The sequence below is a fragment of the Chryseolinea lacunae genome (assembly GCF_016735595.1).
In the GTDB taxonomy this organism is placed as follows: Bacteria; Bacteroidota; Bacteroidia; order Cytophagales; family Cyclobacteriaceae; genus Chryseolinea; species Chryseolinea lacunae.
This window is the reverse complement of record NZ_JAERRB010000004.1, coordinates 496,910-517,714: the sequence shown is the minus strand read 5'-3', so window position 1 is coordinate 517,714 and position 20,805 is coordinate 496,910. Positions and strand designations below refer to the sequence as shown.

At 52.9% G+C, this 20,805-nt stretch carries 11 protein-coding genes; 5 read left to right on the top strand and 6 right to left on the bottom strand.

Going from position 1 to position 20,805, the window contains the following annotated elements; all coding sequences use genetic code 11:
• The first annotated feature begins 14 nt into the window (after positions 1-14).
• Both JI741_RS14955 and JI741_RS14950 read left to right on the top strand, forming a co-directional pair.
• Positions 15-1,385, top strand: coding sequence for a pyridoxal-phosphate dependent enzyme (locus tag JI741_RS14955; protein WP_202010853.1), 1,371 nt, complete (start codon positions 15-17; stop codon positions 1,383-1,385).
• Positions 1,386-1,440: 55 nt separating this feature from the next.
• A complete protein-coding gene (locus tag JI741_RS14950; protein WP_202010851.1) occupies positions 1,441-2,970 on the top strand; it encodes a tetratricopeptide repeat protein in 1,530 nt (509 codons plus the stop codon).
• Here the strand turns inward: JI741_RS14950 and JI741_RS14945 are convergent.
• From JI741_RS14945 to JI741_RS14935, 3 genes are all read right to left on the bottom strand, one after another.
• A complete protein-coding gene (locus JI741_RS14945; RefSeq protein WP_202010849.1) occupies positions 2,967-4,256 on the bottom strand; it encodes an OmpA family protein in 1,290 nt (429 codons plus the stop codon). The genes JI741_RS14950 and JI741_RS14945 overlap by 4 nt on opposite strands.
• Before the next feature lie 89 nt (positions 4,257-4,345).
• A complete protein-coding gene (gene pbpC / locus JI741_RS14940; RefSeq protein ID WP_202010847.1) occupies positions 4,346-6,712 on the bottom strand; it encodes a penicillin-binding protein 1C in 2,367 nt (788 codons plus the stop codon).
• 71 nt (positions 6,713-6,783) lie between these two features.
• Positions 6,784-12,360, bottom strand: a complete 5,577-nt coding sequence (locus JI741_RS14935; protein ID WP_202010844.1) for an alpha-2-macroglobulin family protein — start codon at positions 12,358-12,360, stop codon at positions 6,784-6,786.
• 950 nt (positions 12,361-13,310) lie between these two features.
• Here JI741_RS14935 and JI741_RS33070 point away from each other — a divergent pair.
• Positions 13,311-13,958 carry a response regulator gene (locus JI741_RS33070; protein WP_202010842.1) on the top strand — a complete coding sequence of 216 codons (648 nt, stop codon included), beginning with the start codon at positions 13,311-13,313 and terminating at the stop codon, positions 13,956-13,958.
• A 6-nt stretch (positions 13,959-13,964) separates the two neighbouring features.
• Here JI741_RS33070 and JI741_RS14925 read toward each other — a convergent pair whose 3' ends face one another.
• The gene (locus tag JI741_RS14925) at positions 13,965-14,738 is read right to left on the bottom strand and encodes a sensor histidine kinase (protein WP_202010840.1); all 774 of its coding nucleotides are present in this window, start codon (positions 14,736-14,738) and stop codon (positions 13,965-13,967) included.
• A gap of 189 nt (positions 14,739-14,927) precedes the next feature.
• On the opposite strand from JI741_RS14925, the gene JI741_RS14920 reads away from it, so the two are divergent.
• Both JI741_RS14920 and JI741_RS14915 read left to right on the top strand, forming a co-directional pair.
• Positions 14,928-15,995: a mechanosensitive ion channel family protein gene (locus JI741_RS14920; protein WP_202010838.1), complete on the top strand. Its 1,068-nt coding sequence runs from the start codon at positions 14,928-14,930 to the stop codon at positions 15,993-15,995.
• A complete protein-coding gene (locus JI741_RS14915) occupies positions 15,992-16,717 on the top strand; it encodes a L,D-transpeptidase family protein (RefSeq protein WP_202010836.1) in 726 nt (241 codons plus the stop codon). The genes JI741_RS14920 and JI741_RS14915 overlap by 4 nt, the downstream gene beginning before the upstream one ends.
• Before the next feature lie 24 nt (positions 16,718-16,741).
• On the opposite strand, the gene JI741_RS14910 is transcribed toward JI741_RS14915, so the two are convergent.
• Entirely contained in the window at positions 16,742-18,700 is a 1,959-nt protein-coding gene (locus tag JI741_RS14910) for a DUF3857 domain-containing protein (protein WP_202010834.1), read from the bottom strand.
• 103 nt (positions 18,701-18,803) lie between these two features.
• A complete protein-coding gene (locus JI741_RS14905; RefSeq protein WP_202010832.1) occupies positions 18,804-20,738 on the bottom strand; it encodes a transglutaminase-like domain-containing protein in 1,935 nt (644 codons plus the stop codon).
• Positions 20,739-20,805 lie beyond the last annotated feature (67 nt).

Here is a 20,805-nt window from a genome sequence, read left to right as displayed (position 1 = left end):
TCAAAAAAGAACGCATGATCTATAATTCCATTATCGAGACTATCGGCAACACCCCCATCGTGAAGTTGAATAAGATGACGAAAGGTATTGCTGGAACCATCCTTGCCAAGGTGGAGTATTTCAACCCCGGAAACTCTACGAAAGACCGCATGGCGCTGAAGATGGTGGAAGACGCAGAGAAGGCTGGCCACCTCAAACCCGGCGGCACCATCATTGAAGGAACCTCGGGCAACACCGGCATGGGCCTGGCCCTGGCCGCCGCCGCAAAAGGCTATCGCTGCATTTTCACTATGGCCGACAAGCAGTCGCAGGAAAAAATCAACATCCTCAAATCGGTAGGTGCCGAAGTGATTGTGTGCCCCACCAACGTGGCCCCCGACGATCCACGTTCGTACTATTCCATTGCCCGCAAGTTGAACAAGGAGATTCCCAACTCGTTCTATCCAAATCAATACGACAACCTTTCAAACACTGCCGCGCACTACGAAAGCACAGGTCCCGAAATCTGGAAACAGACCGAAGGCAAGATCACACACTATGTGGCCACGGTGGGCACGGGCGGTTCCATGTGCGGCACAGCAAAATATCTGAAAGAACAAAATCCAAAACTGGTCACCGTTGGCATAGACACCTATGGTTCGGTTTTCAAAAAATACAAAGAGACCGGTCTCTTCGACGAGAATGAAATCTATCCTTATCTCACCGAAGGATTTGGCGAAGACATCCTGCCCAAGAATGTGAACTTCGACGTGATTGATCACTTCATTAAAGTGACCGACAAAGACGGCGCCATCGGTGCCCGACGCTTGTCGCGCGAAGAAGGTTTGTTTGTGGGCTGGTCGAGTGGCTCCGCCATTCACGGCGCCTTGGAGTATGCACGCGAGTTTCTGACGAAAGACGATGTGATGGTGATTCTTCTCCCCGATCACGGCACACGCTACCTGGCCAAGGTCTACAACGACCAGTGGATGAAAGACCATGGTTTCCTGGAAACCCGTGCCTTTGGTTCGGCCCGCGAAATCATTGGCAGCCGCAACGGCAAGAACAGCCTCTACACGGTGAACAAATCGTCGAAGGTAGGCGAAGCCATTCTAGTGATGAACCGCGAAGGCATCGACCAGATTCCGGTGACCGAGAACGAAAACTTTGTAGGCAGTGTAAGTTCTTCCAGCCTCCTGGAAAAGATCATACAAGACCCCCAGCTTCAGAACAAACAGGTGGGCGACATCATGGACAAGCCGATGCTGTTCGTGGCACCCGACAGCACATTGGACGTGTTGTCGTCGCTCTTGAACAAAGACAACAAAGCAGTTTTGGTGCGCGATGCACAGGAGCGTGTGCACATCATAACACAACACGATGTGTTGAAAGCGATGACCAGCTAGCCGCAAGGTTACTGCCGGTCTATGTTGCTGTATCAGACATGAACCGCGATCGAATTTGAAATTTTCTTTCATCATACTTTTTATCGTTGCTTCCACAGGCATTGGGCAAGCCCAGTTTGCCCTGCCCGACAGCATACAGCAGCGGTTTGCCGGTGTGCCTCGCGATAGCGTCTACGTTACCAAGCTCAACTCCCTGGCCACCCACTACCTGAAGACAAACCCCACGGCGTCGCGGCGCATTGCATCGTATGTGATCAACGTATCGTCAAACATCAAATTCACCCGGGGCTATGCACGGGCGCTCACGGTGATGGGCAACTCGTATTGGTATGAAGGCATCTATGAATTTGCCCAGAACTACTATCTGCTGGCAGCACGCCAGTATCTGAGCATCCAAGACAGCGTGGGGCTTTCGGGCGTTTACAACAACATTGGTGAAGTGAACAAACGACTGGGCGAACAGGAGCGCGCGCTGGAATATCTGCAACGTTCCATGGAGCTTAAGCGAAACGACTCCACCCGCGCCCTCACGTTGTATAACATCGGAGAACTCTACATCAACCTGAAGCAGTACGGCACGGCCGAAGAATACATCAACCAGTCGCTCACGCTGGCACAAATGAATCGCGACGAGCGCGTGATTGCCTACGACCACTGGAGCATTGCCCGCATCAGTGTGGAACGCAAAGATTTTTCAAAGGCCTTCCGCGAGTTTGAACTTGCCGAAGACGCCTGGATTAGGTTGGGCGAGACCCGTTCGCTCATCCAGACCTACGAAGACATGGCCTACGCCTATCGCGTGCTGCACAAGATCGAGGATGCCCGGACCTATCTGAACCGCGCCTCGGCCCTGGCCTCAAAACTACAGGTGCCCGACCTGCGCATCAGCATCTACATGGAATATTCGCGGCTCGATTCGGCCCGTGGAAACTATGCCGGGGCCTATCACTACCTCACGCGACACAATGCCCTTAAAGACAGTGTTTATTCGCTGCTGAAGTCAGAACAGATTGAGCGCGTGCAGGCCATCTATGAAACCGAAATTCGCGAACGCGAAAACCGAGAGCTGCGCATCGAAAAAGAATTGAAAGATGCCCAGCTCAGCGCCCAGAAAAAAACAATCGCTGCCGTGTCGGCCGGGCTTCTCATCACCATTGTGTTTGCATTGATTTTGTTCCGCCAGCGCCGGAAAATTTTGCATGCGAACAAAGACCTGAAAGAGAAAAATGAAGAGATACACGAACAAAAAAGCGCGATCGAGATGCAGGCCGCGTCGGTGCAGAAGCTAAACGAAACGTTGCAGGAATTGAATCGCACACTGGAAGGCCGCATAGACGAGCGTTCGCGCCAATTGCTGGTTCAAAATCAGAAAGTAGCGGAATACACATTCATGAATGCCCACAAACTGCGGGCACCCGTGGCCAGCATGCTGGGATTGATCAGCCTCATTCAGCAAGCCGATCCCACGGAACACGAAATCATCTTAAAACACCTGAAGACCTGCGGCGAACAACTCGACCGCGTGATCCGCGAGATCAGCCAAAACCTGGAGACCTCGCTTCCACCCGGAAAAATTCCGGACTAGTCCTCGAGTATCTCCACCTCCACGCGCACGTTTTCCTGCGCACGTGTGCCGTTCTTATCCTGTAGCGGACGCTTGCCACCCCAGGCTTTGATCTCCATGCGTTTCGGATCGATGCCGTTGCTCAACAGATAATTCCGGATGATCTCTGCGCGCGCTTCCGACAATTGTTTTGCCGTGCCGATTCCTTCTTTTGTGTCGGTGAGCGAAAAGAAATTCTGACTGTCTTTGCCCATAGAAACGATCTTACCAGCAGCCCCACCGTTGGTGTGGCCATGAAGTTTGATTTTATACTTCGGATTTTCGTTCAGCATGGCCAGCAGGCTGTTCACTTCATAGCGTGACTCGGGCCGCATAACGGCTGCATCCTTAAAGAAGTAGACATTATACATTACCGCCACATCGCCTTTCTGCAGGCGCACCAGTTCAAATGGCACCACCACAGCGCCGGCTTCGTCGGTTGAAATGCCTTCGCCTTCGGGCGCGTTATAGTTGACGCTGTGCTGCACTTTGCGATAGCCAAACACTTCGCACACCAGCGACATCTCACCCGATTTGTTGGCGGGCGATGCCACCTTCACGGGTACGTTGCCTTTGTAGGATCCCATTTTGCGGGCGCGGTCGACGTCGATAGCATCCACATCGCCTTCCACAGAAGCCTGGTCAACACCGCGGACGAGCTTGAATAAAAAGCGTTTTCCTTCCACACCGTTGTCGGGCTCATTTGCCGGAGCGGCAGGCGAGGCCGTAGCCGTGGTGGCCGTTCCCGACGACTCGGTGGCCGGCGGCAACATCGAACTGCTTTGCCCGGCTGGAACTTCGGACGAGGAAGCTGCTTTTGTTTTTTCGGCTGAAGACTCGTCGCTGTGTTTCACCTCGGTCATATGCTGCTCCGTGGCAGGATTGATGTCCACACCCGTCGCGCTGAGGCTGCGGGGTGAATTTTCCTTGCTGAACGAGCCGTGGTAGACCCACGTGTCGGTGTATTCCGACTCTTGTCTCAAACGCAACGCCTCGCGTATAGCCAGGGCGTGGTCGTCGGTGCTCAGCACATAGACATAGTACAACTTACGGTTGGGATTCATCTCAAACTTCGCATTCACTTTCAGTTCTTCGTGCGCGTGCGCCGTGAACTTCAAAGCATTGCGATGCACCGAAAATGCGCCGATCACGACGTAATTCGGAGATTCCTCCAGGCGCGCTTGTTCGACGCGCGCTAATGCGGTAGGCTGAAAAAAAAGAATAATGGCTAAAACGCCTACCAGTGCAAAAAAGTAATAGGTCCTCATAACACTGGGTTTATTGTGAAGGCACAAAAAGTTCTTCAAATATAGGAAAGAATTAACAATATGCAAGTAAGGACCTACTTGTCAGTGATTTACATTTTTGAAAGCACATCAAACCCCTGCTCCACCAGTTCGCCATTCTCGTCTACGAGGGTGAGCACGTGGTGGCCTTCGCCCAGGCGCAGGGCCATGCGGTGTGTTTTCTGGGTGGTGCCCACATAGTCGCCGTCAAGGTGCCAGTAGACCACGGCCGTGTTGCTGCGGTGGGCCAGCTCAAACACGGTGCTGCCCAGCGTGCCGTCCAGCTCGCGGGGAATAAAGATTTTGGAGCCCGCCTTGGGATAAATGAGATCCATCACGGCCACACCAAAGGTTGCCTGGCAATCTCTCCGAAAAGGTGGCAACGGTTTGTAGGACACGGTGTGCGTCCTGTAATAATGTTCCTGGGCCGGTGGCAGCACAAACCAATCAGCAGCCACCATGCGGCCGGCTGGCTCGCACGAGTTGTGCACCCGGAACCTTTTGTCGGCCGAGAGGTATACCGTTTTGTGATAGAGGCACGCGGGGCTTTGAAGACCCTGCCGCACCACCCACGCCGTGTCGATGTCGGGGCAGCGGGCCGTGTTGCGTTGGCCGCTGGCGGCGCACACGGTGATCTGCTCCATTTCCTGCAACGGGGGTTGGAACCAGCGCTGCCCGTCCAGCTGGGCAAAGATGTCGAACATGAGGGGCGATGCGGCTTCGGTGCCCGTGAGGCCGGGGCGCCCCTCCCCGTCTGCATTGCCCACCCAAACCCCAACCACATAGTCGGGGGTAACGCCTACCGCCCAGCCGTCGCGGTAGCCAAAGCTGGTGCCCGTTTTCCAGGCGATCTTCTTTGCACTGTTGAAATACCGCCAGCCGGTTTCTTCGCCGGGGCGATATACTTCTTTCAACACATCGAATGTCTGATAGATGGCCGCGGCGCTCAACCACGACGTTGCTTCCAGGATGGGTGCTGCTTTTGCTGAGGAATCTTCCGCAATGTATCGCAAGGGATGAAAGTCGTTGCGGTCGTATTTGCTGGCTCCCGGGTGGGTGAAATATTGGGTGAGCGTTCGCGACATGGACGCATACATTCCGGCGATGTCCCACAACGAGCCTTCGGCGCCACCCAGGATGAGGGCCAGGCCATAATGATCGGGTGCCTGTGTGAGCGTGGTCATGCCCAGGTTGGTGAGCAGCGTGTGAAATTTTTCGTACCGATAGGAACGCAGCAGCTGAACGGCGGGGATGTTGAGCGATCGAATCAGGGCCTTATCAGCCGGCACTGCGCCATCATAGCCGCGCGAGAAATTTTTGGGCGAGAAGCCGTTGATGAACGTGGGCACATCGGCTACGAGGGTGTGGGGCAATATCTTTCCCTCGTCGAGCATGGCGGCGTAGAGAAATGGTTTGAGGATGCTGCCCGTGCTCCGGTGTGCCGTGACCACGTCCACAGCTTCGCTGTAGTTGCCGGCTTCCTTCACATCGGTGTTGCCCACATAGGCCAGCACATTGCCGGTGTGTACATCGGCCACTATGGCGGCGCCGTTGAAGATGAGATTGTTGAGCAGGCGTTGATGATGCTCGTTCACCAACTGCTCCACGCGAAGTTGCAGCGGCAGGCGAATGGTGGTTTTCACTTTGTGGCCTGCGTTTCCCTCGCGGGCTACACGCGCCAGCAAATGCTTGGCAAAACGGGGCAACGGCGTGGGGGCCTCTGGAATGGGTTCGTCTTTTGACAAGTTGCACGTGAACGCGTCGATGACGCCATGCATCTTCAATGTTTCCAGCAACTGGTCGCGTTTGGCTTTGAGACGTTCGCGATTTTTGCCAGGGTGCATCAACGACGGGGCATTGGGCAGCACGGCCAGCAACGACGCCTCTCCCCACGACAACTCTTCGGGACCACGACCAAAGTAGCGCCAGCACGCGGCTTCCAACCCAACCACATTTCCGCCGAAAGGCGCATGCGAGGCATAGAGCGACAGGATCTCAGCTTTGGAATGGCGCCATTCCAGACGTGTAGCCAACACGATCTCCAGCATCTTTTGAAAAACCGTGCGCGACTTCCCCTTGCGCGACAGGCGAATCACCTGCATGGTAACGGTGCTGCCACCACTCACCACGGCACCCGCCTGAATGTTCTGACGGATGGCACGCGCCATCGACAACACGTCAACACCGGGATGATGATAGAAGCGCTTGTCTTCATAGTGGAGCAGCGCGGTAGAAAATTTTTCAGGAACAGCAGTCGCTTCGGGAAATCGCCACTGGCCATCGGCCGCGATGGAGGCGCTTAGCAATGCACCCTCACGGTCTTCGAGCACCGTGGAATAGGGATCTGTGAACAGCTTTCGCGGAAGAATGAAATAGTAGGCCACGAGGAAAAGAAAAATCCCGACACCCCACTTCCAGTACTTCAGCAGACGTTTCATGTTTCCTCTGTAAAAAATACTGACACGGCGCCTATGCCAGGCGTTGGCACAGGCACGGTGTCAGGGCATTTCTATTGCGTGACGGGCTTCACCACTTCCACCACTTGTCCTTTTTTGCGGGCATACACGCTGTGGTCATACATGGCCTCGCAGCTCACAGACGGCAGATAGTAGGAACCTGCATAGCTGGCGGTGAGCAACACCTTAAACGTTTTGCGTTGACCGGCATTGAGGTCGAAGTAGGTATAGACACGGTCGTCGCGGATGTCCTGGTAAGCAGGCACATCGCTCTTGAGGCGGTCTTCGGCTTCGTCGAGGCGGAGGTTGTTGATTTCCCAGCCCGAGGGGAAGATCTGGTTCAACGCCAGGTTTTTGTAGGTGCCGCGCAGGCCTGGGTTGAACACCGTTACGGTGGCCACAAACTCAGTGCCTTGCTCAAGCGTGGTAGGGTCGATGGCGCCGCCGTCGGTGTCGGCATAGGCCACGTTCAGCGACAGGTTGTTCTCGCCTTCCTCTTCCTGGCCACGGGCCGGTGTGCCTTCCAGGATGAGGCGCGCAAACAAGGTGCCTTGCGTTTCGCTCACCACTTTCAAATCACGCGACTTCACACCGTCTACCGGCAATGTCACCTGCGACACCGTGAGGTCGGTTTGTGCGGTCACGGTTTTGCCATTGTAGGTATACGTGAATTTCATCGGTCCTTTTTTCTCGCCGCTGGCAAAAGCGCCTACGGATTTCAAACACCATGCGGTGGTTTGTGTGCTCATCCAATACGATGGACTGCTGAGCGATGTCGAAATTTCTTTCACCAGTGTGAATCCTTTTGTGCGTTCGTTCAACGTCACCAGCGTTTCCAGCATGATGGCTTTGTCGCGAAGGTCTGAGCCGTAGCTGTAGGCCATTTCCTGATAAGGCTTCACGGCGGTGGGCAGATTGGCGATCAGTTTTTTCGCGGCTTCGGGTTGGCCTGCCTTTGCATAGGCAGCTGCCAGCATCCACGACGCGGTGGGCGGCATGGCCTGTTGTTCGCGCAGGCGGTTCATGGCTCCCATTTCAGGATCACCGGCCAGGGCCAGTGTGTAGAGGCGATAGGCTTGAATGAGTTCGCTGCTGCCGCCTTCCAGATTTTTGCGCCATGCCTGTGCTTTGTTGCGTTGAAATTTCTTCCAGCGTTTCAGCATGTCGTTGGGCACAAAGTAGCCTTTGGCTTCGGCTTCCACCAGGAAATGCCCGGCGTATGTTGTGCCCCAGCTGTCGGAGTCTTCTCCACCCGGCCAGTAGGCAAAACCGCCGTCGCGGGTCACAAACAATTTCAGTCGTTCAACACCGGCTTTCACGTGGCTTTGAATGGCCACCTTCTCGCCGTCGGTCAGGGCCTTCACCTGATCGACATAGAGTTGAGGGAAGACGGACGATGTGGTTTGCTCGATACAACCGTAGGGGTACTGGAGGAGATACTTCAGGCGTTGGCCCAGGTTGATGGGCGGCAGCGACGACAGTTCCAGCACGGCGCTGTTGGTGCCCACAAGGCCCACCACTTCCACGTTGCTGTTCCAGGTCTTGCCCGATTCCACGATTGTTTCCACCGCCTTTGACACTGGCGGGTTGGGGTTGCGTATTTCGATTTCGATGACATCGGTTGCCGTGTAGTTGCCGGACGAGGCCGTCACTTCCACTTTGGCGATGCCGGTGGCACTCTTCACGGCCAAATCAAATTCCACCGTCATGTCGGCACCACTCATGGTCACCGTTTGGGTGGGGTTAGACACTTGGAGCGGCCCCGATGTTTTCACTTCCACCTTCACGTTGCGAATGCTCTTTTCCATAGTAAACAGCGTGACAGGCAACTTCAGTTTTTCTTCCGGTCCGAGCACACGCGGCAGGGTGGCGAGCACCATCAGCGGTTTGCGAACAGGCGTGGCCTTGTCGGCTTTGCCATAGGCGCCTTCATAGCCGGCCACTACCATGGTTTTGACCGAACCGATGTATTGCGGCATGATGAACTTATGCTCGTTGCTTCCTCCACTAAGGGTGAAAGGTCCCAGGAATTTCACGACGGGTTTGAAGCGGTTGGCTTTAGAATCGTCTTCCTTGCCGGCAGCTTCCATGTCGCCACCAATGGCCAGCAATCGCTCGATGCGCGATCCAAAGGCACCGATCACGTCGTCAAAGACATCCCACGTTTTCACGCCGAGTGCCTCGCGGGCATAGAAGCGGTTCCAGGCGTCGGGCGTTTTGAAGCGGGTGAGGTCGAGCAACCCTTCGTCTACAACGGCTAGGGTATACGTCATTTTGCGGTTGGTCTTTTCAGACACTTTTATTCTCACTTCCTTGCCGGGCTCCAGCACATCAGGGATGTTGATGACGGGCTCCAGGTGCGTTTCTTCGTCCACTACGCTGATGGGGATCACACCATACAAACGCAGCGGCAGATCGTTTACCACTTGCGCATGAGGTTGCACCAGGGTAACGTTGGCAAAAACGTTGGGCGACATTTCCTTGGTGATTTCGAAGCTAAAAGGATTGTCGCCTTTCTTGGTTTCCACCCAATAGGTTTGCAACACACTGCTTCCGCTCTCGATGCTCACCAGCGCGCGTCCCTGATCGCTTCCGGGAATGACGATGGTTGCCTTTTCGCCGGTTTTGTACACAGGCTTATCGGAATTGAACGCGAGCATGTTCGCTCCCTCGTTGCCACCACGCGAGCGACCGGCCCATCCTGGCCAATCGATGTATACAATTTTTCCGGACGAATGTCCCGACACCGGATCATAGGCCTTCACATAGTAGCGGCCCCATTCGGGGTAATTGATTTTGAAATTCCAGGCACCTTTGCCGTTCACGGTTTTGGTTGCGCCCGAAGTGATGAGGCGGGTATAGGACGATGACATGAAGTTGGCATCTTCTCCTTCGGAGTTCCACCACCAGCGCCATTCCAGTTTATAGATCGACATTTCGACGCGGTCGCGGTTCACAGGGTTTCCATCGGCGTCCACTGTCACAACGTCTACCCTGTGGGTGGTGTCGGTCAGCAGCATGCCGCGGGCTTTGTCGCCGGGGGGCAGACGCAGGCCGGTGAAGGATGTGTAGGGATAATAGGGAAGCGAGAAGCGGTCGATGCTGAAGTTGCCGCTTTCTTCAAACGCTTTGCCACGGAACACGGCGTTGAGCATGCCGGGTGCATTCTCCGTAGCTTCCAGTGTGGCGTTCACCACGGCGTTGCCTTCGTCGTCGGTGGTGCCTTCGAAGATGGTTTTGGCCTCGCTGGTGAATTCGCGCGACGGGTCGTCGAACGCGAAGTCGGGATAGCGCTGGAATTTGGTTTCGGCTTTGGTCAGCAACACTTCAAATTCTGCTTTCAGGTTGCGTCCGGGTGCGCCGTGCAGCCACTTCACATTGAGCTTGCCCGACACGTTGCTGTTGCCCGCCGAAATTTTATCGACTCCAAAATCAAGATTAATCTTCAGGCGGTTTGGTTTCACGGTTTCGATCTTCACCGGCTGGGTGAATTCGGCACCGCCCACTTTCACCTTGGCCGTCCAGTTGCCCGTAGGGGCATCGGCGGCGGTGTTGGTGGCAAATGTATAGAACCCGTTCTCGCCACTGGACCGCACGATGCGGCTGGTCACTTGTCCCTGCGGATTCTGAAGTTCAAAAACAACGGGATGGGTAGACGGGAGCAACTTGAGTTTGTCTTCGAGCAGGAAGGTTATATAGAGTGAATCGCCGGGGCGCCACACGCCGCGCTCGCCATACACAAATCCTTTCAGGCCTTTGTTTACACGTTCGCCGCCCACATCAAAGTTGCTGATGGAAAGCGATTCGCCGTCGCCGAGTTTGAGGTAACCGCGTTGGGCTCCGCTTTTCGCCACCAGGGCAAAGGGCGTTTCTTTTGTTTTAACAACGGCCTTGCCGTCGCCGTCGGTCACACCCGACCCGATGAGCACTTGTTGATAGTCGTAGATCTCGATGATGACGCCCGATAGGGGTTGCGTTGTTTTCAGGTCGGTCACGATGGCCACGGTGTTGCCGTCGGTGCCGCGCTTGGCCAGCAGACCCAGGTCGGATGCCAGCACGTTTTTCTTGATGTTGCGTTCGCCGCTGTAGTAGGAGCTGTTGCAGGGGTTGTCGCGCTGATCCCAGTCATAGTCTTCACCGTAGTAGTAGTCTTCATAGGAATCCCAATAGCTTCCTTCGCTCTCCTCGCCTTCCCACGCTTCTTCGCTCAGGTTGGCCATGTCGGTCGAGGCCGACGCACTTTCTTCGCCGTCGTCACAGCCATAGGCCAGGTAGGCTTTCTTGAAACCGATGCGCACCTGATAGATGGCGCCGGGTTCGGTGTTGATGAGTTTGGTAAGGTCCAGTGTGAAGCGGTTCCATTTGCCAAGGTCGGTCACGCCCGCATTTTCGAGCGATATGGTTTTGCGCAGCACGGGCCGGCCCACACGGCGAAGCTCGGCGCTTCCATCGTAGTCGTTCACCTGGAAAAACTGGAGCACATTTTTCTCGAATATCTTCACGATCTCCACATCCACCGACTTCAGGTTCACCGCTTCGAAGGGCATGATGAGTCCGTCGGTGCTAGGCAGGATGGAGCCTTTTCCGGTGAAGCGAACAGCAGGGTCCAGTTGCTCAAACACCACTTCTATGGAGCCACCGGCTTTCATTTTATAGTCCAGCACGTTGCGTATACCGGCTTCCCACTTAAGGGTTTTGGAGCCGGTCTGGCGCACGGGCGGGTACACGCGAATTTCATTGTCTTTCACATCAAAGTCGAGCGTGCCCACGTCGGCGATGCTGATGAGGCCGTCGAGCGTTTGTTTTTCGTTGAGGGGATCGGAGAACTGGATAACCACGTGTTGTGTGGCGCTTTGTTCAACTTTCACGTTTGTTACTTTGAAGTCGCCCAGGGCGGGTATCTCCACATCTTTTTGTTCGGTTTGTTTGATGCCAAGGCTAGCGCCATCGAGTGTAAGGTTCACGGCGCTGGCAGTTTCTTTACGGGTCACATCTTCCACAGTGAAGAGGTGTTGTTTGCCTTCGGCGGCGTGGGTCCAGGTGACCTTCAGGTCTTTTCCTTCCTGGGTAGCCTTCATCATTTTCTCCACGGCATCTTTGTCGGCAAGGTCGGCCGTCACCAGCATGCCTTCCACGCGTTGGCGCTTCAGCTCGGTCTTCACATAGGGCCGCACGTTTTCGATCGACATTTCGAAGTTCTGCGGGATCACCTGGAAGGTATATTGAAAAGTTTTCAGGTTGCCGGGCACTTCCAGCAACTTGGAAAGCGCGAAGCTCACCTCATAGACCTGACCTGAGAGCAGGCGGGTTTCGGGTTTAAATTCAACCGTGCGTTGGTCGAGCCACGTGGTTGTTCCTTTCACGCCAGGGCTCAGCGAAAACAGGCTCACGGAAGTCTCCTGCCCCACAGCCGTGGAGTCGACAGCGTCCTGGGCCAGAATGATGCGCACCGATGATCCTGCGCTGACCACCCCCGCTGTGTAGGACGAGATGTATTCGCCAAAGGCAGGGTCTACAAAAGTTTGGGAGGTTTTGGTGCCTTTGGAGGTGGTAACATAGAACACACCGGCAGCCAGGACAATAACAGCCACCAAGCCAATGGCTATTTTCTTCCAGGAATTTTTTTGCATAAGAAACAGGAGATTTGCCGAAAAGATCCGAAAAAAAATCAGTACCAAATCGTAGACCTCGAAAAAAAGAAAATAAACGCATCACGGATACAATGGGCACCCGGAAGCCTCAAAAAAATAAAGCCTCCTATTTCATAAGAGGCTTTTTTTTGAATCATTTCTGCTAACGTATTAACAAGAACAGTATCGCGTGAGCTTTATTTTCTGGTGAACGCTTCGAAATGATCATCCATAAGATGCAATGAATGTATCGAAGGAAAGTAAACCTTATTTGGAGCCCAAGGTATTCACCCCGAATAAAAGATCACGGCGAATCCATTCTTATTGTTTAAATATACTTGAGGTATACGGAATAAGACAAGGGGCAATTCAAAAACCCCCAGGATCAGGGGGTTGAGAAAAAATACGTATCACATCTCACAACGGCACCTGCCGAGGGTCGGCGCCATGGCACTGCGATGCCTTTTGTTGTTGCTACAATTTCATTTCAACCCTTCGATTCCTTTCGCTTGGCTACGTGACGTTTCTGATGGTTCACTACGTAGAAAGAAGACCCTAACCACGCCGTATACGCACAAAATGCTCGGGATCATTGCTGCTCCTGCCAACGCCATCAGAACACATCGCTTTCGAAGCGTTGGCTTTTGTGTTTTCGTTTGGTACCGCGCCCTACAGACCTCCGGATTGGGACGGACATTTTGCCTGGGAGTTGTTCTTTTTATATCCGAACTTCACACACCGGGACACAACCATCGGCCGGGAGTCGCCGGTGGCATTATTGAAAACTTTAATATGAAGCACATGCACGTGAGCCTACATGGGCAAAGTGGTTTTCGGCAACCTTGGGGCGTTCGAAAAACCCCCATCAGCAGGGGGTTGATTAGCCCTAAAGCAACGGTATCTTTGAAGGTGATGATGGATTGTATTCTTATTTTTTAATCTGTTGAAGGGTGAAACATAATACAGTTACGGTACTTATTGCTGACGACCAGTTGTTTATGCGCGAAAGCCTGCGCGCCATGCTGGAGAAAACAAAGTTTGTGAAAACCATCCACGAAGCCGAGAATGGTCAGCTGGCCATGACCCTGCTGGCCCAGCACGCCATCGACATCGTGCTGCTCGACATCCGCATGCCGGTGGTCGATGGCTTTGAAGTGATTGAGTACATCGACAAGCTAAAGCTCTCCACACGCATCATTGCCCTCACGGCCTTCGACGAAGAAGCCATGATCTTTAACCTGCTGCGGGCAGGTGTGGCCGGCATCCTGTTCAAGAAAACCACGCACATGCAAGAGATCTACACCGCACTCATCGCCGTGCTGGAAGGCAAACATTTCTATAACGAGAAGGTGAGCATTGTGCTGCACTCCAAGCCCGACGGCATTCATCATCCACCTCGCATCAAGCTGTCGGCCCGCGAGTTTGAAATCATTGTGTTGTTGTGTCAGGGACTGGGCACAAAAGACATTGCCGAAAAACTTTTCCTCAGCGAATACACCATCGAAGACTACCGCAAGGAGATCATCAAGAAAACAAACACCAAGAACACCTACGAGCTCATTCACTATGCGCTCAGCAACGGCATTGTGGCGCAGTAGGCATTTTCAGGAAGTCAATTCAGGAAAGTAGTAGGTCACCACAAACAATGTTCCCTTGGGAATGGGCTCGTTGGCAACCGTAGCGCCAATCAGTTCGGCCCGGCGTTTCATGCCGATGAGGCCGCGCCCGGTTCTTTTCTCGCCCGTGGTGCGTTCTTTGCCCACGCCGTCGTCTTTCACTTCAATTTTCACAAAGTTTTCCGACCAGTAGATTTTCATGTTGATGTTCCAGGCCAGCGAATGACGCATGGCGTTGTTCACGATTTCCTGAACGATGCGGAAGAGCGTCACCTCCACATTGTCGGCCATGCGGCTCACTGTTCCGGTTTCCAGAAATTCGATGTGGAACGAGCGAAGCTCCTTGAGGTGGTCGCACATTTTCCAGAGCACATACGACAATCCTTTTTCGCGAAGCGACTCGGGTGCCAGGTTCCAGATGATGTTTTGCACACGGTTGAGCAGGTCGTTCAAATCGTGATCGATGCGCAGCAAGAGACTTTTGTTGCGGCCCGAGAGTGTAGGTTCAAGGCGAAGGTTTTCCAGGGCCAGACGTGTGCCCGCCAACAGTTGAGCAAGATCGTCGTGAAGGTCGTGGCCGATGCGCATGCGCTCTTCCTCCAGCGACTCCTGTTGGTCTTTTAAGATCTGACGAAGTTTTTCATTTTCTTTCACCAGCGCATCTTCCCGCACCTGGCGCCGCGCTGCGTGTAGATAATACATGACCAACAACACTATGAGCAGTGAAATCAGCGACACCATCATGAAAATATTGTAGCCCATGCGTGCTAACGTTTCATGCCGGGAAGTAAGCGATATGCATCGACACTTCACAAGGGGCCGATGTTTTAATTTTTAGTCCACGCACACGATGACACCCGTAATCAGGGGGTTTATCTGGCCGGCTTCGTGCGTAGTTGCTTCCATTTTTTTTTACTTTTACAGCTTCAACCCTCGTCCCCTCCAAATCGTATGGAAGATTTTTTGAGCCAAAAATATTTCAACAACACTGTAGAAGACTATCTGATAGCCGCGAGCGTGATTCTCGTGGGCATGGCTGCGCTGGCCATCTTCAAGAAGATCATTCTTATCCGCCTGAAAAAATGGTCGGAGAAAACCGAGACCAACTTCGACAACTATGTGGTGACCGGTCTCGAAAAATTCGGGCTGCCCATTTTTAACTTCATCATTCTTTATGCGGGCACAAAATACCTGACGCTTTCGCCAAGGGCCGATCGCATTCTGGAGATTGCTGTGGCCGTGGCCGTCACCTATTTTGCCTTGCGCCTTATCTCCACCACGGTGTTGCTGATGTTGCAGTCGCGCGTGCGCAGCCAGGAACAGGGCGAAGAAAAAGTGAAACAGCTGGGAGGCGTCATGCTCCTGCTCAACATCATCATCTGGGCGCTGGGCATCCTGTTCCTGTTCGACAACCTGGGCTACGACGTCACCACCATCATTGCCGGTCTGGGCATTGGCGGTATCGCCATCGCGTTGGCCGCGCAAAACATTCTGGGCGACTTGTTCAACTACTTTGTGATCTTCTTCGACCGTCCCTTCGAAATTGGCGACTACATTGTGATCGACGACAAGAAAGGCAACGTGGAACACATCGGCATCAAAACCACGCGACTCAAAAGTTTGACCGGCGAACAGCTGGTGTTCTCCAACAGCGATCTCACCAACTCGCGCATCCACAACTTCAAGCGCATGGAACGAAGACGCATTGTGTTCACCCTGAATGTAGTCTACGACACGCCGCTCGCGCTGCTGGAAGAAATTCCATCGATCATCAAAAAAATAATTGAAGCACAACCCGAAACCACGCTCGACCGCGTGCACTTCCTCACCTATGGCGACTACAGCCTTCGCTATGAAGTGGTGTTTTTCGTAGAGAACGCCGACTACAATCGCTACGCCGACATTCATCAGAAAATCAACCTCAACATCTACCGAGCCTTCCAGGAAAAAAACATCCAGTTTGCCTATCCTTCGCAAACCATTTTCCTGGCGAAAGACATCCCCGCCACCACCGCATGAAAACACTCTTGCTGCTCATGACTTCGTTGCTCATTCCCCCCGCCTTCAAAGAACAACAACTGAAGTATGCGCGGGTGAGGACTGCCTATGACGAAAAGGAAGCGGTGGTGAAAAAATATTTCAGTGACAAAAAAATTGCCTTTGCCGGTTTTCAACTTTTTATCCGCGCCCTGAAACAAGAAGCTGTGGTGGAAGTTTGGGTGAAAGAACGCAGACACAACACCTTTGCCTTGCTGCACACCTACCCTTTCTGCGCCACCTCGGGCACACCCGGGCCCAAGCGACGGGAAGGCGACGGGCAAATTCCCGAGGGCGTCTATCACATCGAACATTTTAATCCCAACAGCAACTTCTACCTGTCGCTGGGCATCAACTACCCGAATGCGTCCGACAAAATTTTAGGCGACAAACAAAAGCCAGGAAGCGACATCTACATTCATGGAAACTGTGTGACCGTGGGCTGCATTCCCCTCACCGACGATAAGATAAAAGAGTTGTATGTGCTGGCGGTTGAAGCGCGCCAGGGCGGGCAGGAAAACATTCCGGTTCACATCTTCCCTTCGAAACTTACCGCCGATGCACTCATATCTTTAAAGCAGAATTTCCGCGAGGCCTCCACGATCAGCTTTTGGGAGAACCTGAAACCGATCTACGACGACTTTGAAAAAACAAAAAAACTCAGAACACCACACGTCACCGCTTCGGGTGCTTATGTGTTCTGAGTTTTTTCTTTGGCCGAATGGCTTCTAGCTCTTTTTCTCCAGCACCAGCGTGATCTTGTTGAAGTCGGCCGCGGCGTTCACCACCTTGCGGAAGTCTTCGTAGCGCGTCAGGGGTGCATAGATTTCTTTATAATATTCCACGATGGTCACCTCCACCACATCGTCTTTCACCGTGTAGTCTGATTTGAACATGTAGGGCACATAGTCGCGGTTGCGATAGGCGATGTCGATTTTCAAGTCGTTGAGGTTTTTCACCTGGTAGCCTTTGGGAATGTGCACGCGGATTTTGCGATCATACTTCCGGTTATATTCATTCTCCACTACGGTGGTGCGTTCGTCGTCGCGATACATTTCGATCTGGGGACCAATGAGCTCACCCACTTTAAACAAAATGCGCGGGCCGGCTTTTTCCACAAAATGGTTCGACACAAAGTCAACGTCCACCAGAAAATTTCCGGCGTTGGCTCCGGGCAAGGGGCTGGCTTTCCAGGTGCTGATAGCAGCGTCGGGTGCGGTTTGTTTGGTGAGTTCTTCGATCATCTTCACGCGCTCGTTGGCGGGAATCAGATCGTAGTAAGGTGTGAACAGCGCGGCGTTGTAGCCACCGAAGTCACGCTTCTGCCGGATCTTGTTGGCCGCAAGGTCTTCGGTAAAGATCACGTCGATGTCGAGGTTGTCCTGGTTCACCGCATAGTCGGTGGCCGGAATTTCACCGATCGACGACGACGCCGATTTCTCTGCACCATTCACCACGGGCTCCATAAACAATCCTTGTGTGGCCGTGAAGTCGGGCTGGATGAGCGGATAGCGGAATTCAAAACTGTAAGGTTCCAGAAAGCCGCGTGTGTCGGGGAAGAACAACACATAGTCATCGAGAAACGACCACGAATCGAACGAGCCGTCGAACTTCACATTCTCGCGACTGCAGGTGATGACGGGCTGGCAATTGATTTTCAATTTATCGAACACCGCCACAAACAGGCGTGTCATGCCCTGGTGCGACGCCAGCTTCACTTTCAAAATACTCTCAACCTGGTTGAGCGATTCGCTGTCGCCTTCCTTGTTCACCTGGATGGTGGTCTTGATTTTGGTTTCCACATTTTTGATGCGGTCTTCCAGTTTATGCGCAGGGTTGTCGCCCAGGGTCTTGATAAATTTATCGATGGCCTTATCGTCTTCTTTCGAAAGTGTCACCAGCATTTTATAAAATGTTTTGGCCGCTTCGTCCCACGTATACAAACGTTCTTGCGAGCGTCCCACGTTGTAGGCGAGTTTAAATTCGATGCGCTTGCGATTGGGCGTGAAATAGGAGAACGGTTCCTTCTTCAGCGCCGGCACGTCTTTCATTTCGGCGGTGTAGGTGTTCAGCACATCGTTCTCTGCTTTCTTTACTTCCGGAAAATTGTTGTACGATTTGAAATCAAACCGCAAGTGCCCGGGGCTGGTGAGCAGAAAAGAATTTTCCTTGATGGGTGCATCAAATTGCATGAAGGCGCGATCGAACAGGTTCGCCGTCATTTTGCGGGTAAAGTAATATTCAATCTCGCTGCCAAGCTCAATGCCTTCTATGGCAAAGATCTTATAGGCGTTTCCGCTGTTTTCGTCTTTCAGTTCCTTCAGGTTGGTTTTATCGAAATACACCGCCTTGCCGTCTTTGTTGATGGCGCGGGCTTTCACATCCAGCAGTTCCAGCGTGCTGTTCATGGAGATCACAATGCGATTGTGTTTCTGCACGGCCTCGCTGTTGTTCACATACACGATGCGATGAACGGTGGAGTACATCAAAAATTCATTTTCCTTCAGCACATAGTCGTACTGCGCGTGTTGTTTGAGAATCACTTCCGACAATGCAGCATCCTTCTCGGCAAGCACATAGCGTTTCCGGTCCTTCTCCCATTCATAGGGCTTGAATTCGTTGGCCCACGCTTTCACACCCGTCAGGCACACCAGCACGAACACGTATACGTTTATCACCTTCATCATTTCACTGTATTTTTTTTGAGAGTTGAATTTACAAAATAGTCATCAGGCAAGCTTCTTAGCATAACGTAAACTTCCCCCGTCATTGTTTTCGAACGGAAGAAGATTATAATTTCTTTTTCAGGATAATCGATTCCTTATAGGCCTCGCTCAGGGTTTTGATCGCTTCATTCCACCGTTCGAACTGGGCCGGTTGCAGCAGGAGGTAGTTGATGTAGAATGTTTTTGTGAACAGGATTTTACCGGGCTGTTTTTCGTAGCGGGCCTCGAAGCCCACCAGGTCGCCGTCGAGCTTGGCATTGGGTGGAAGATATTCCACCTCATAGTCGGCAGGGATGGCCAGTTCGCAAAACTCCAGCTTCTCGTATTTATAGTCGTTCTCTTTCGGTGTCTGGCGCAGGGCCACGTTGATGAAAGCGTTGTAGTAGTCTTTGTTCAGGTTCAGGTTGATGTAAAGTTCGTCGCTGATTTTTTGAAAATAGTCGCCGATGCGAAACTTGTAGCCTACGCGGGTGGGACGCTCGCGGTCGTTTTGATTGGTCACGCTATAGTCGTCGAGATAAAATTTATTGCTGCCCTTGCCCACGAGTCGCGTCACATAGCGGCGCACATCATCTTTTTCGGCGCGGTCCAGTTCATAGCCACCAAACACTTTTGCATAGCCCTGCAAGGCGCTTTTGCCCGTGCCCACAATCTGATTGCCGTCCAGCTTGATGGACACGGAGTCGGACGTGAGATTTTTTTCTTTGGCAATTTCCGGAACCACCTTCACTTCATAGTGATCCTTGTCGATGCCCACCAGGGCTTCTTTGCCCTGAATCATAGACGATGGCAAACCAAACGGCGTGTGGTCGCTGGTGGCATCGAGAAAATAGTATTGACCATCGGCGGCCACATAGGTCGCGATCATATGATTGTCTACAAGCGGTGTGGGCACTTGTGTGTATTTGTAAGGAAGGTCGCGTGTGCCGATCCAGGTGTGATAGGCTTTTACGCCCGCCAGGTGCAGCATGTTCACAATGAGGTTGGCCATGTCTTTGCAATCGCCGTAGCGTTTGTCGCACACATAGTTGGCGTGGTGCGGAATGAGGCCGCGCATGCCTTCCTCGAACGCGATGTATTGAATGTTGTCCTGCACCCAATAGAACACGCCGCGCACCACGTCTTTCTCCGTCTTGCTTTGTGCTTTGATCTTCTCCACCACAGCCACCAGCTCGGGCGATGTGTCGGCATTGAGGTCCTTCACAAAACTATAGTACCAATGATAAAGATCGTCGAGATTGCCGAGCACATTCACTTTGCCTTTCTTCGTCTCATACGACTTCACATAGGTGACGAGGTGCGGGGCATAATAGCGCACGGACGGGCTACTGTCTTCGCTGCGACGGGCCGGCAGGTTGGTGGCGGTCCACTCATAATAACGAAATCCGCCCTTGTCGTACTTTCTGAATTTTATGAGACCCGCCGCATCATTCAATACTTCGTAGAACAAATCTACCTGCGGGCTGGTCTTGATCACATACGCTGTTTTTCCTTGTGGCAGGTAGGTGGAGAAAATAAAACCCGGCAGAAATTTAACATCCTTCAGCGTGGAGCGGTATTGCAGCTGGGTGCGGTTTCCATTCGACACCGACGGATAGTTGAAGGAATAATAGTAGGAGTCGTCATAAAACACACCGGCATCGCGGTCGCTGTTCTTTTTGAAATCCGACACGTTCATTTCCTTGTAGCGGCTTCTGTCCCACACCAGCGTTTTGGCTTTGATGTCTTTCACCTGGTTGAAGTGTGAACCGTAGACACGGCCCGACGAGTAGACTTCGCTTTGTTCTTTCAGGTGCAAAATATCTTCCGACACATCCGAAAACACCAGCAGCGAGTCTTCTTTCAGTTGCAGGGTCACGGTTTCTTCGCGCGTCACAAACACGGCGGGGTCGTCGGGAAATTTTTCCTTCAGGCTTTTATAGAGATCCGAATTTTGCGCGCTTGCCGAAGCAACCACACACACGGCGATAGTGAAACTGGCAAAGATTGTTCTAGTCATGTTTGGCTCTGTTAAAACGAAACGTTGCCGACGGTGATGCCCGGAGAATGGTGAAACCGATCAGAAG

Bases quoted from the DNA above. Each gene is read 5' to 3' on its own strand.
- JI741_RS14935 (WP_202010844.1), bottom strand. From the start codon at position 12,360: ATGCAAAAAAATTCCTGGAAGAAAATAGCCATTGGCTTGGTGGCTGTT.
- JI741_RS14915 (WP_202010836.1), top strand. From the start codon at position 15,992: ATGAAAACACTCTTGCTGCTCATGACTTCGTTGCTCATTCCCCCCGCC.
- JI741_RS14910 (WP_202010834.1), bottom strand. From the start codon at position 18,700: ATGATGAAGGTGATAAACGTATACGTGTTCGTGCTGGTGTGCCTGACG.
- JI741_RS14955 (WP_202010853.1), top strand. From the start codon at position 15: ATGATCTATAATTCCATTATCGAGACTATCGGCAACACCCCCATCGTG.
- pbpC (WP_202010847.1), bottom strand. From the start codon at position 6,712: ATGAAACGTCTGCTGAAGTACTGGAAGTGGGGTGTCGGGATTTTTCTT.
- JI741_RS14905 (WP_202010832.1), bottom strand. From the start codon at position 20,738: ATGACTAGAACAATCTTTGCCAGTTTCACTATCGCCGTGTGTGTGGTT.
- JI741_RS14925 (WP_202010840.1), bottom strand. From the start codon at position 14,738: ATGGGCTACAATATTTTCATGATGGTGTCGCTGATTTCACTGCTCATA.
- JI741_RS14920 (WP_202010838.1), top strand. From the start codon at position 14,928: ATGGAAGATTTTTTGAGCCAAAAATATTTCAACAACACTGTAGAAGAC.
- JI741_RS14945 (WP_202010849.1), bottom strand. From the start codon at position 4,256: ATGAGGACCTATTACTTTTTTGCACTGGTAGGCGTTTTAGCCATTATT.